Genomic DNA, 13416 nt, shown 5'->3' with positions numbered 1-13416 from the left:
GATTCACTCGACCCGTTTCACTACTGTCTTAATCGCTTCACTGACCACGGACTGCTCGGGGCGGAGCATCCCGACCGGAATATCCACAATCTTCTCGACGATCGATGCGAGGACAGGTGCACAGATAATACCGGAAGCCCCTTCTTTTTCTGCGTGAACTGCGGCAATAATACAATCCTCAAGTGAATTGGCTGAATATCCCCGTATCCCGATCTTCTTTCCCTGGAGATCAAACTCATGTATCGCAAGGTTATCGAGCAGAAATTTTGCAGCGATGATCGCAATGAACCGGTTCCGTACCGGCTCCAGGACCGCGACGATCTTCTTGATCGTCGATAGGCGGGGATCGCGTTCACCCAGGGAAATTTTATAGAGCGTGGAAACAGGAATGCCCGTGAGATCCGCGAGTTCCCGTACCGTCATATTTTTTTTCGCCAGTTCCTCATTCAGCGCAGCGGTGAAATCGGTCTCGAAAATTCTCTTTGAGAGCATACTATCCACGATGTGAAATCTGTTCTTCCATCAGTTGCACCATGCTCGGATTAATCCCAAGAAGGTGGTTGATCCAGCAGAACGCGTAGAGTCCCCTGACCGATACTGACCGGACCCTGACACAGGATACATCATCACTCGATATTCCCCGGCACGATCAGGGGCATTCCGAGATCCGGGTGAACTGTAGGTCCAGTCAAATTCCCATCAAGGACGTTTCGGACTGTTCTCCGGTTCATAGTTGTTGACACTCAGTATAGCGCAGAGAGGGTAATATACCCTGATTATGCGTCAGGTTTTGCCGCTATCTTTCTTCTGGTGAAAATCGTATCACAGATACTTCAATGTCAAACCTGGCCGGCTGGCGGCAATCAGGTATATCACGCCAATCAGGATCGTCCAACTAATTACCTTTGAATTATCGGAGGTTTCCGGCAGATCTTACCGCAAACCCGATACCTTATGTCCCCCTGCGTCAACCGTATTCCATATGAGTCTCAAAATGCCTGGAATTCCTCAATCGTCACGGAAAGAGACCCCGACGCGTTTTTTCTCCACTCATCCCTCCCGGGCGGATCATTTCACCGAATCAGTCATCCGGGAGATGACCCGGCTCTCCATAAAACACCATGCGATCAACCTTGCTCAGGGCTTTCCTGATTTTCCCTGCCCTGTTGAACTGAAGACTGCGGCTTGTTCGGCGATCAACGATGACTACAATCAGTATGCGATTACATGGGGAGAGCAGAACCTCCGCGAAGCGCTGGCGACCCGGGTGAAAGACTACAACGGCATGACCTTCGACCCGGAGACAGAGATCACGGTCACCTGCGGCTCGACAGAAGCCATGATGACATCGATGCTCGCCCTCATCCAGCCCGGAGACGAAGTGATCGTCCCGGAGCCGTTCTACGAGAATTATGGACCCGACGCACAGATCTCCGGCGCGGTTCCGCAGTACGTCCAATTCAAAGATGATCTCTCAATCGACGAAGAGGTATGGAAATCCGCGTTCACGAAAAAAACCCGGGCCATCATCTTAAACTCCCCCAACAACCCGACCGGCAAGGTCCTCTCCAGAGAGGAACTGTCATTCATCGCTGACCTCTGTATCGACCATGATGTGATCGCAATCACAGACGAGATATACGAACATATCCTGTATGACGGCAGAAAACATGTCTCAATCGGATCTTTGGACGGTATGCGAGACCGAACCATCACGATCGGGAGTTTCTCCAAGACGTACAGTGTCACTGGATGGCGTGTCGGGTATGCACTGGCAGGCAGGGAGATCACCGAACGCCTCCGCAAGATTCACGATTTCCTGACGGTGGGTGCGCCGGCTCCCCTCCAGCACGCCTGTATCGCAGCGCTCTGGTTGCCGGAATCCTACTACCATGACCTGGCACAGGAATATGATCGAAAGCGGCGGATTCTCTTTGATGGGCTCAGAAACGCTGGATTCACCTGCCGGCTGCCTGAAGGTGCATACTATATCTTCGCGGATATATCCGATTTTAGCATGACCGATACAGAGCTGGCCCATCATCTCGTGGAAAAAGGTGGGGTTGCAGCGGTTCCGGGAAGCTCCTTCTACCATGAGGGAGGAGAGACAAAACTCAGGTTCACCTTCTCAAAAAAAGACGAGACCCTGACCGAGGCCTGCCGGCGCCTTGAAGCATTGGATATCTGATAGGGAGCAGGGGTGGTGATGAAATATGCAAAATGGAGGAGATGATGAATTATTTGATTCCCTTCAGATGGTTTTTCTCTCCAGAGGGACTCCGTCGATCTCAAACCGCGGACAGGATCCTGAACACAAAGTTTTTTGTTGTTTCCCAGCGCAATTCACAATTGTGAATCTTGAAAAAATTGTGAGGTCGTTCCAGAACACTCGTTCATTTTATCTGCCCTGGAGAAACCTCTGCGAAATTGTAAACGATGTGATACCATGGACGCACCTTGTCAGCGAATAGTCTGGGATGTGCTGCCGGCAATTCGGGCTGCAATCGTCGTTGAACTCGTCAAGTGTGAGGTCTCCCAGGTTGAAGCAGCTCGAATGCTCGGGATTGCACCGTCTGCAGTCTCGCAGTACCTCTCCGGTAAACGTGGGTACAGGATAGAATTCGAAGACGATGTAAAGAAGGCGATCAACTCGCTGGCACGGGATCTCATCGACAAGAAAGAACAGGTCAAGGTTACCGAACGTATCTGTGCTATCTGTCGACAGCTCCGCGAAGGTGAGGGCGGATGTGCCGAACCAGTCCCAAAACAGTAAGGTTCGGGAGAGACAGTGCGCACCCGTCAGATCAGGTATGGAATTCAGGTGCCTTTATGAATATCAAAGAAAAGACGCAAACGCTCAAAGAGATCATCGCATCAAAGGGGTCCATGCTCGTATCCTATTCTGGTGGAGTGGACAGCGCCCTGCTTGCGGTGCTCGCAACCGAGGTACTGGGCAGCAATGCCCGGTGTATACTGCTTGACAGTCAGGTGGTTCCACGCGCTGCAATCGAAGAAGCACAACAGATCGCACAGGATTATCATCTGTCACTGGAGATAATCCCAGTTCCAGTCATGGATGATGAACGATTTAAAAAAAATCCTGCAGAGCGTTGTTACTGGTGCAAAAAAAACTCAGCAGAGGTGCTGAAATGGCAAAAAGAGATCCTGCACTTCGCCTGCATTGCCGATGGCATCAATGTCTCCGATAAAGGCGAACACCGGCCCGGGCTCGTAGCAAGTACGGAAGAAGGGATCATCCACCCCTTTTTAGAGGCCAGCATTACTAAAGCAGACATACGCGAGATTGCACAATCTTTTGGATTGCAATTCTGGAATAAACCGTCAGCGGCCTGTCTCTCATCCCGCATTCCCTACGGGGATGAGATCACTCCTCATAAACTGAGTATGATCGAGGAGGCCGAAGCATTCCTGCACCTCAACGGGTTCTCTCAGTGCCGGGTCAGGATGCATGGATCCATCGCTCGCCTTGAAATCACGAACGACGATCTCCCAGAACTGCTGAGCATACGGGATTGTCTTGTAAAGACCTTTAAATCGATAGGATTTACCTATGTCACGCTCGATCTCGAAGGTTATCGCTCCGGGAGCATGGATGAAGTATTACTGAATGGGGAAGACGAATAAATATTGCGGGATATGATGATGGTCAAGGTTCCGATGACTCCCTACCATCAGGGTTTTGTACACCATCAAACCCATCCTTTTTTCTCGGGATAATGATCAGGATTGCTTTAAAGGGGATGCGGAAAATCCGAACATTTCTAACCAGGTGCTAAAAACTTTCATTCACCGATCACACTCAGTTCGAACTCCGTATCTGTGCAGGATTGGCAGAATGTTATAAATTCTCTGACATTTTCCGACATTACATCATTGAGAGAACGGGGGACGTAAATGATGATACGGGGCGACAACTCCGGTGTTCTCGCGAGTTCAAGATAGGTCTCCCGACAGATCGAAATGAACGTGCTGAAGTTGACCCGTTTAACTATTCGGATATGGCCAGTCCCGGTCTCATCAATCCAGATGCGGTACCCTTTGGTATTTCTGAATTCTCTGCCAGTTTCGTTCATAGTCCCTGTTTTTTAGTATGTGATTTTAATTTCGACAGTTCATATGATAATTCTATATAATTCGGCAAACAATGCCGCGATAGAGATAGAAAAAATCGACATTATGAAATAATCCAGTCTCCAAAGTATGTAAAATAAAATTTATCGCGGCGTTTTTTGCCGAAAAATTCGTTTTTATTGGATGTGGAATTCCACTCCTGATCTCTCGAAGATGCCGGCAAAGATCCCGGAATATACAGAGGATCGGATTCACATGAAACTGCTAATGTTCAATACCCACGAGTTCTGGTTCAGGACATTCAAGAATAGTCTGAACGAGGATAACGATGAGGATATAGAGAAAACAGTAGAAAATTCCCTTGTCATCTTCATCCATATTGAAGAGAACGATATAGAGAGAAAAGAACGGCTTGTCAAAAAAGCCACAGATAACATCACCTGGCTCGCAAAAAAGACCGGTCGAAAGAGAGTTGTTCTCCATTCGTTCGCTCACCTATCTGATAGCAAGTCCGAAAGTACTGGTGCCCAAGATATTTTTCTGGCACTTCAGGAGAAACTCATAAGCCGGGGACTGGATACAACCATGACCCCCTTCGGGTATCTCAACGAGTTCAGGATACAGGTTCTCGGCGATTCACTGGCGAAAGTCTGGAAATCTCTGTGAATAAAACCAGATGAACCCGATAATATTGTCCAGAATCCGGTAATTTAGCAGAAATTGTCCGGATAAAAAACCCACGCGAGAACGATGTTCAACTACTGAACCTTCATCAGAACGCAATTCAACCCTCCGGTAAAGAAATCCTATCGGGAAATGAAAAACGTCTGGACAGTATATATTCCAGGTTCGAAGAATACATCTGGTGCAAATTATCCGTCACTTCACAGAACTGACAGATCCAATGAAAAATGGGGTAGACCTGAGGTCAAGAGAACAGGTATGGGGAATATGACATATAACCTGAAATCTCCGCCAGTTTCACAAGACTGGTCAATTCTAGTTTTCGATCGAGTCGTCATACCGGATATACAACCCAATCACACTCAGGACATCGGCCTGCAATCCTGAGATCTAAAAACCATCATATTCATCTCTGTTCTTATTCAGAACCCCCAGGTGGTTATGCACTGAACATATTTTCACCTGTGAAACAAGGCACTTGAACTATCAAGAGGTAGAAAGAGATGGACTTCAGATCTGGTCAGTACCTGTTGTTTGTCGAAAAGAACGTAAAAATGACGTTGAAGATCTTCAGAAATTTTTAATTAGAAATGATCAGAAAGAACAAAAGAAAATCAGAATTACTGTAAGATATTGATTGAAAAACGATAAATTGGGGCAATAGTTACTGATTTCTCTAAGGTAATATCGACTGCCGTGAAATGTTGTTAAGAAATAGGAGATACCATGACAACAACATCGAATGGCATTCAAGCATTCGCAGGTGTGGACGTTGGCTCACTTGCATCGAAATCAATCATCATTGCTGACGGAAAGATCATAGGTTCAAGCCTCATCCGCTCGAGGATCGATACCGAAGAGAGCGGACGTGTTGCCTTACAAGAGGCGCTGGCATCTTCAAATCTCTCTCAGGACGACCTGAAATATATCGTTGCGACTGGATATGGAAGAATCTCGGCTCCTTATGCAAACAAGACCGTAACAGAGATCACCTGCCATGCCAAGGGTGCACACCACCTTCACCCAACAACCCGGACTATTATCGACATGGGAGGACAGGACTGCAAAGCCATTCGTATTGACGAAGAGGGAAATGTTCTCGACTTTGCCATGAACGACAAGTGTGCTGCAGGTACAGGACGGTTCCTTGAAATCATGGCCAATGTATTCAAAGTACCTCTTGAAGAACTCGGCCCCCTCTCGCTGACTGCTGAGGAAGCAGTCCCCATGAGCAGCACCTGCACGGTCTTCGCCGAGTCAGAGACCATCTCCCTGATCGCACGGGGAGAGAAGCCCGCCAATATCATTCGGGGTATTCATAATGCTATTGCATATCGGATTACGGGCCTCTTCTCGCGTGTCGGGATCCATAATGATGTCTACTTCTCCGGAGGGGTGGCGAAGAATATCGGCATGAGAACTGCTCTCGAAGAAGTCCTTAAATCCAAGATCTTTGTCCCAGACTACGACCCCCAGTTGACCGGGGCACTCGGCGCTGCAATCTTAGCCCAGAAATACGGAAGTAAAAAATAAGAAGGAACGAAGAGACAAATGACGCTTGAAACCATAACGGCTATCCAGGATGCCGTAAATAGACGCCCGGCAGAACTGGCAGAGGCACGAAAAAATGGGTCGAAGGTCGTGGGGTATCTCTGTTGCTATATCCCTGAAGAGATTGTTCATGCTCTCGATCTCATTCCAGTCCGGCTTGGTATTGGAGGAAATGAGCGACTTGTCGAACTCGGTGGCCATTATATCTCCACCCAGAACTGTGTGTTCGTACGGGAGACATTGGGAATGTTCCTTGAAAAGGAAAACCCCTATGTCAACAACTCTGACGTCGTTGCGATATCCACATCATGCATGCAGATGTTCCGGGCAGCAGAGTTGCTCAAGTACTACGCCAAGACAGACACGATCGTCCTGGGGGTTCCAAGGAACTTCTACACTGATGAAGGGAGGACCTATTTCAGAAATGAAGTCAGGTGGTTTGCCGAGAAACTGGAGAAACTCGCAGGGAAGAACCTGGATCCAGAGAGACTCACACAGTCCATAGAACTCTTTAAGTCGATCAGGCAAAAGATCGGGGAGATCTATACCATCCAGGCCAAGGAAAATTCTCCTATCACCTGGCGTGAGGTTTCTGATGTCATCCAGGCAGGATATTATCTCGACAGGGATCAGTATCTCACCTATCTCGACCAGCTCCTTGCTGAAATCGACCTGAAGTTCAAGGAATTACAGGCAGATCCAAAACCTGACGACAGACCCCGCATCATCATCTCTGGAAGTCCAATTCCCCCTGGCGATAACAAGATCATCAACCTGATCGAAGAGATGGGCGGCAGGATTGTTGCAGACGATCTCTGCTTCGGTCTTCGACCCTACCTCGACATTGATGTGAAGGATGCAACAACTCAGGGTATTGCAGATGCCTATCTCGACAAAGTGCCCTGCGCATCCTTGCCCTACCTCAAGGAACTGGAAACGGATCGGCGTCTTGCGAACCTCTCAAATCTCGTGGAGCAGTTCCAACCGGATGGCATGATCTATCATACGCTCAGGTTCTGTGACGCATTCACGTTCAAGGGAAACGAAACAAAGACATTCCTGAAAATTCCCTTCATGGAACTTCACACCGAATACGCTGGATCTGATATTGAAGGAGTCCGTACGCGGGTTGAGGCGTTCCTTGAAATGATACGGGATGAACGGAGCCGGAGGTTCGATTAATGACAGAAAGTGTAGCACAGGGTGCCCATAAGAGCGCTAATAAATTGTTCCAATATCCAGAATACCTGAAGGAGAGGTTCCTCAAAACCAGTGACATAGAATTCCGATATTCAAAAACGGTCACTCCTGAAGAGATCTGGCACTTCATGACCGTGGATGCTCCCCGGAGATATCCATACGCGTACGAGATCAATCCATGGTTCATGGACCAGATATCCGCAGATATCGGTTTCCTGACCGGGATTAAATGCAGATACCTGCGGCTCTCCCAGAAGGATCGGTTCTTAGAGGCCCATAATAATGGCGTTCCCATCATCTTCACCCAGGGCGGCCAGACCTTTGAACCGTATTATGCCGCAGGCGGCATCCCCCTGCGACCAGGTCTTATCGCCCGGTTCGCAGATGATATGACCGAAGGGCAGACACTGCTCCAGACCTCCCAGGATCATAAGGAGAAATTGGAGTTCGGGAACAAACTGTTAACTACAGAATCCTGCCCGATTGTCGGTCCACATATCAGCGCCCAGAGAGGTCTCATTCCGGTCGACCTGATCGCTCCGTACCTCTGCCTGCGCTGCTCTGACAAACAGTACCTGGTTGAATCGTACAGAAACACCAAGAACGTTGAGTCTTACAAGAACCCTGCGTCCCGCGGACCCTTCTACAAGGATAAAATTCCGCTCATGCTGATAGATTATCCCATCGATAACCAGAATGATAAGGAATGGGCGACGGATTACCTCGAGACGATGCTCAGGAACCTGACGGCAAAAGTCAGTGAACTGTCCGGAAAAGAGGTTACCGACAAGGTCCTTGCTGAAGAGATCCATTACGAGAACAAGGTCAGGAAAATTACCCAGGATCTCGTACACCTCTGGTGGAAAGCCCCGGCACCTCCGACCAACAGTTCGGATTTTGCCGGGACATCAAATACATCGGCCGGCGTATTCAGGATTGGGAACGAATTCAGCGGTGACCCGAACGGTGCATACTCTGTCCTGAAGGATGCATATACGGAAATTGCAGAGAGGGTCAGGACTGGTGTGAAAGGCGTCGGGGTCTCTGACGATCCAGTCCGGCTGTACATCTGCGGTCCGGCTGCGACAGAGACAACAGATCCCGGGTTTATCGACAGTATCGGCGGGGTTGTCGTTGGAAAAGACGACCAGTGGAGTGAGATCTGCACGCTGGTGGACGAAGGAGGAAACAATCCCTACAGGAACCTAGCAAAGGCAATCCTCTCGTTCCCGATGGAACTCCCCACAGAAGAGCGGGCGCAATGGACCATCGAACAGGTCAAACAGTCCCGGGCAGACGGGCTGATCTTCACCCACACCTGGGGCTGCAACTTCCAGTCCTCTGTGGCACGTATGATCTGCGATATTGTTCGGGATGAAGCTGGAATCCCAGTTATGGATATGGGAACAGCAGGCGGTTTCAATGCACAAGGGGAGGAACAGTCAAAGACTCGGCTCGGAGCCTTTATCGAGATGGTAAATGGATGATTAATTTCGGTACCCTATACTCAAAAGTGTCAGGGCAGGCGAACCATAAGATTGACCTGGCAAAAATTGGAAGACTACTCAGTAGTGGAATCGCCCTGTTAATTGTCATCGGCCTGTGGGAAATTCTCCCGAGGGCGGGAATAATCAACGCGGCATTTTTGCCCCCCTTTTCAGTGGTTTTAACAACCCTGATAGGGATGACTTTGTCGGGGGAAATATTCACCCACCTCTTCATCAGCCTTGAACGATCAATACTCGGGTTTGGGTTAGCGGTCCTGATCGCCATCCCCTTAGGGTTGGCGCTGGGATGGTACCCCAAATTCTTTCGATTGTTGAACCCGCTGATCGAAACACTCAGGAACATTCCCACACTGGCATTGTATCCTGTTCTGATTCTCTTTCTGGGTATAGGAGAAGTATCGAAAGTGGCGATCATATTCTATGCAGCGCTCTGGAAGGTCCTGATTAACACCATCAGTGGAGTGGAAAGTGTCGATCCTTTGCTTGTCAAAGCAGCACGGTCCGTTGGCGTTACTTCGGATCTTGAGATCTTCAAGAAGGTCATCTTCCCTTCGGCAGTACCTCAGATAGCTTCTGGAATGAGACTGGGAGCTACTTCAGCAATTCTCGTACTGGTGGCTGCCGAGATGATGGGCGCAAAATCTGGTCTCGGGTTTCTTGTGACAAACTCCCAGTACAATTTCGAGATTGAAAAGATGTATGCTGCAATCATCTGTCTGGTCATTCTGGGATTGGCATCCAATTATCTGCTGGTCTGGTTTGAGAAGAGAGCCACTCGCTGGAAGGAAGAGATCAACGGGAACAGAAAGGATTGAACCAAAAAAAATTATTCATGAGGATTAAAATGGAAAAAAAAATACAGTATGTCATCATCGCAATTTTCGTAATTGCGGTTATCGGTATCGCTTTAGGAATATCCCTGACCGGAAATAAAACGGTAAGTACGACAAAGACCCAGACAGTATCCGGAACGAACCAAGCATCAGGAAGCTCTCCATCGACCGCATCAAACACTTCAGACACGGGATTGTTCAAACTACGAGCTCCATCAATGTCGTCAGTAAGCGTCATTAATCTGGCAGATGAACTCGGATATTACAAAGAGAACGGTATCGCCATTGAATATACTGGAACGACGAACGGAGGACCGGAGAATATCATGACCGTGGCATCCGGCAGTAACGATGTCGGATTGTCGGCGTTCTCAGCGATAGTGAACGCTATTGCGAAAGGAACAAAGATCAAAGTTGTCGTTCCTTCGATAGGTACATCCGTCGACAATCCGGATTACAAATGGTATGCACTGAACACAAGTTCCATTAAAACCGCCAGCGATCTCAAAGGAAAGACCATCGCGGTTAACACGCTCGGAGCTCAGGCAGATTACGTCACCCGAGCCTATCTGTATCAAAACAACCTGACTCCTGCAGATGTTCAACTGGTCGTGCTCCCCTATGAAAACATGGAACAGGCATTAAAACAGGGACAGGTTGACGTTATTGCACCAAATGGGAATTTCTGGAAGAAAGCAGAAGCAGACGGTGGAGTCAGAACACTCTTTACCGATGCTCAAGTGACCGGGGATCAGGTTAAAACCGGGACATTCATGTCGACTGATTTCATTGAGAAACACCCGGACATCGCAAAGAAATTTGTGAATGCGACCACGAAAGCCATCGAATGGGACAAACAGAACAGAGACCAATCCCGGGTCCTCTTAGCAAAGTTCCTCAGTGAGAATAGTGGTAATTCAACCCTAGCCTCATACTTCAGTGGCTGGTCAATACGGACTCCCCCGATTATTACAGATTCTGACGTTCAGTTCTGGATAGACGTGATGGTAAAAGAAGGGACTCTGAAGACGGGACAGCTCAAACCCTCTGACATCTACACCAATGAATTCAACCCATACGCCTAGAGGGAGTTGATTTCAAAGGAGCACCAGTGTTAAAAATCAATTGTCTTTGTATCCCCGGTGAGGGGATCAGGACCATTTTTAATACGACGTAGTTCCAGCAAAACCTGGATTGAATTCCAGTGAATCCTCCAATACCCATCGAGGAGTTTTAAGAATTTGATCTCCTCTTTCAATAGGGCATGGATTATGAACATGAATTTGATGCTTACTGAAGAGTTACCATGTTACTTACCATCAATGGAAATCAAGAAGAGATTGCAGGTGAACTGACCATCCAGGATCTTCTTGTTACAAAAAATGTCGAATCGCCGGATATGGTCTCAGTGGAACTGAATGGAACCATAATCAGCAGAAACGACTTTACGAATGTCACCGTCAAAGAGAATGATACCGTGGAATTTCTCTATTTCATCGGAGGCGGATCATCTCAATGAAACACCCCGGATTCACAACTCGGGCAGTTCATGGACCCCTTACAGGAAAAGATCCCAACCATGCCCTTCAGTTTCCGATCTATGCAGGGGTAGCCCACGACTTCGAGACTGCTGAAACAATGGCAGATACTTTTGCAGGTCGAAAAGCTGCATTTGCTTATTCGCGCATAGCGAACCCGACGGTTTCGGCATTCGAGCGAAAAATTACCGCATTGGAGGATGGATTAGGAACCGTCGCGGTGTCATCAGGCATGGCAGCCATCTCAAACACGTTGCTCAACCTGCTTACCGAAGGGGACACGCTCGTAGCCGCCTCATCCCTCTTTGGAGGAACCTATTCTCTCTTTATTAATGTGTTCCAACCTCTCGGTATAAATGTAAAATTCGTGTCAATAACGGATCTCGACGGCCTGGATGCAGCGATCGATGAGAATACCCGGGTTTTGTTTCTGGAGACGATCTCCAATCCCTGCACCACGATTCCCGACTTTGAGAGGATCTCAGAGATCGCCAGCCGGCATCATGTCGTGGTGGTTGCCGATAGTACAGCAACGACCCCGTACCTCTTCCCGGCACGGCGTTTCGGAGTAAATATCGTCATTCATTCGACAACGAAGTACATCTCAGGCGGTGCTACCAGTATGGGAGGAGCGATCGTCGACCTGGGAAATTTTGACTGGTCTTTTGTCCCTGCCCTGAAGAAATATCATCGGTATAAAGAGATGGCCTTTCTGGCACGGCTGAGAAAAGAGGTGTACCAGGAGACGGGAAGTTGCCTCTCCCCCTATGATGCATACCTCCAGAGTCTGGGATTAGAAACGCTTGCCCTCCGTATGGAACAGATATGCAAGAATGCACAGGCTGTAGCTGAATTTCTAGAGGCACAGAACGTTGTTACAACGGTATTCTATCCAGGTCTCCCTTCATCTCAATCTCAGGAACTGGCCAAGAAACAGTTGAACGGAAAGTGCGGAGGAATTCTGGCATTCGGACTCTCGGACAGAACAGCCTGCTTCCGGTTCCTCGATAAACTCTCCCTCATCAAACGGGCATCGAATCTGGGGGACAACAAGACCCTTGCATTGCATCCTGCGTCGACGATTTTTGCAGGATTAAATACCGATGAACAGAAGACGCTTGGCATAGATGATACGCTCATCAGACTCTCCATCGGGATCGAAGATGCGGATGACATCATCGCCGATATTCGGCAGGCACTTGGTGAATCATGAAAGATGAACAGATAGAACGATACAGCAGAAATATAATTTTAAAAGAGGTTGGAGGAAAAGGTCAGGAACGTCTTCTTCAGTCAAAGGTTCTAATTATCGGTGCCGGTGGATTGGGTTCTCCAGCCGCTCTCTATCTTGCAGCAGCCGGAGTGGGAACGATTGGTATTGTCGATGGCGACCGGGTCGACCTGAGCAACCTCCAGCGGCAGGTCATACACTTTACTGCGGATGTAGGTACCTACAAGGCAGATTCTGCCCGAGATAAGATTACTCAACTCAATCCGGACGTAACGGTTCAGATCCATAAGGAGATGGTTTCCTCATCGAACATACGGGAGATCATTACCGACTATGATTTTATCATTGATGGTACAGACAATTTCCCAGCAAAGTTCCTGATCAACGATGCCTGCATCCTTCTGGGGAAACCATTTTCCCATGCTGGAATATTGCGGTTCAACGGCCAGACGACAACGGTGATCCCTGATAAGAGTGCTTGCTACCGCTGCATCTTCAACACCCCACCGCCAGTGGGGACGGTTCCCAGTTGCAGCGAGTCCGGGGTTATCGGGAGTATGGCCGGAGTCATCGGAACCCTCCAGGCGATGGAGGCGATCAAATACCTCCTCGGGATAGGAGACCTCCTGACAAACCGACTTCTTGTATTCGAAGCGCTTCCGATGAATTTCCGGGAGATCAAGATTAAAAAGAATCCAAAATGCCCGGTGTGTGGAGAACATCCGACCATCACCTCACTCATCGATTATGAACAAAAGGTTTGTGAGTTGCGGAAATGA

Annotated in this window: 13 protein-coding genes; 12 read left to right on the top strand and 1 reads right to left on the bottom strand. The window is 48.5% G+C overall.

Annotated features, from left to right (window positions below; genetic code table 11):
* Positions 1–3 precede the first annotated feature (3 nt).
* Positions 4–492, bottom strand: a complete 489-nt coding sequence (locus MPAL_RS05740) for a helix-turn-helix domain-containing protein (protein ID WP_012617816.1) — start codon at positions 490–492, stop codon at positions 4–6.
* A 490-nt stretch (positions 493–982) separates the two neighbouring features.
* Here MPAL_RS05740 and MPAL_RS05735 point away from each other — a divergent pair, with 490 nt between their 5' ends.
* From MPAL_RS05735 to MPAL_RS05675, 12 genes are all read left to right on the top strand, one after another.
* A complete protein-coding gene (locus MPAL_RS05735) occupies positions 983–2188 on the top strand; it encodes a pyridoxal phosphate-dependent aminotransferase (protein ID WP_148208151.1) in 1206 nt (401 codons plus the stop codon).
* Positions 2189–2446: 258 nt separating this feature from the next.
* Positions 2447–2773 carry a transcriptional regulator gene (locus MPAL_RS05730; RefSeq protein ID WP_012617814.1) on the top strand — a complete coding sequence of 109 codons (327 nt, stop codon included), beginning with the start codon at positions 2447–2449 and terminating at the stop codon, positions 2771–2773.
* A 56-nt stretch (positions 2774–2829) separates the two neighbouring features.
* Positions 2830–3645: an ATP-dependent sacrificial sulfur transferase LarE gene (gene larE, locus MPAL_RS05725; RefSeq protein ID WP_012617813.1), complete on the top strand. Its 816-nt coding sequence runs from the start codon at positions 2830–2832 to the stop codon at positions 3643–3645.
* Between the two features lie 660 nt (positions 3646–4305).
* A complete protein-coding gene (locus MPAL_RS05715) occupies positions 4306–4758 on the top strand; it encodes a threonyl-tRNA synthetase editing domain-containing protein (RefSeq protein ID WP_236610440.1) in 453 nt (150 codons plus the stop codon).
* A gap of 744 nt (positions 4759–5502) precedes the next feature.
* The gene (locus MPAL_RS05710) at positions 5503–6309 is read left to right on the top strand and encodes an acyl-CoA dehydratase activase (RefSeq protein WP_012617810.1); all 807 of its coding nucleotides are present in this window, start codon (positions 5503–5505) and stop codon (positions 6307–6309) included.
* 18 nt (positions 6310–6327) lie between these two features.
* On the top strand, positions 6328–7509 hold the full coding sequence (locus tag MPAL_RS05705) for a 2-hydroxyacyl-CoA dehydratase subunit D (RefSeq protein ID WP_012617809.1): 1182 nt from the start codon (positions 6328–6330) through the stop codon (positions 7507–7509).
* On the top strand, positions 7509–9014 hold the full coding sequence (locus MPAL_RS05700; protein ID WP_012617808.1) for a 2-hydroxyacyl-CoA dehydratase family protein: 1506 nt from the start codon (positions 7509–7511) through the stop codon (positions 9012–9014). The genes MPAL_RS05705 and MPAL_RS05700 overlap by 1 nt, the downstream gene beginning before the upstream one ends.
* A 26-nt stretch (positions 9015–9040) precedes the next feature.
* Positions 9041–9850, top strand: coding sequence for an ABC transporter permease (locus MPAL_RS05695; protein ID WP_201763864.1), 810 nt, complete (start codon positions 9041–9043; stop codon positions 9848–9850).
* 29 nt (positions 9851–9879) lie between these two features.
* Positions 9880–10953 (top strand): ABC transporter substrate-binding protein, encoded by a 1074-nt coding sequence (locus MPAL_RS05690; RefSeq protein ID WP_012617806.1) that lies wholly within the window; start codon positions 9880–9882, stop codon positions 10951–10953.
* 221 nt (positions 10954–11174) lie between these two features.
* The gene (gene thiS / locus MPAL_RS05685; protein WP_012617805.1) at positions 11175–11387 is read left to right on the top strand and encodes a sulfur carrier protein ThiS; all 213 of its coding nucleotides are present in this window, start codon (positions 11175–11177) and stop codon (positions 11385–11387) included.
* Positions 11384–12619, top strand: a complete 1236-nt coding sequence (locus MPAL_RS05680; RefSeq protein ID WP_012617804.1) for an O-acetylhomoserine aminocarboxypropyltransferase/cysteine synthase family protein — start codon at positions 11384–11386, stop codon at positions 12617–12619. Before thiS ends, MPAL_RS05680 begins: the two co-directional genes overlap by 4 nt.
* Positions 12616–13416 carry a HesA/MoeB/ThiF family protein gene (locus MPAL_RS05675; RefSeq protein ID WP_012617803.1) on the top strand — a complete coding sequence of 267 codons (801 nt, stop codon included), beginning with the start codon at positions 12616–12618 and terminating at the stop codon, positions 13414–13416. Before MPAL_RS05680 ends, MPAL_RS05675 begins: the two co-directional genes overlap by 4 nt.

The sequence above is a fragment of the Methanosphaerula palustris E1-9c genome, from assembly GCF_000021965.1.
Taxonomy (GTDB): domain Archaea; phylum Halobacteriota; class Methanomicrobia; order Methanomicrobiales; family Methanospirillaceae; genus Methanosphaerula; species Methanosphaerula palustris.
Note: the sequence above shows the minus strand (reverse complement) of the source record. Positions and strands in the feature narration are given on the sequence as shown.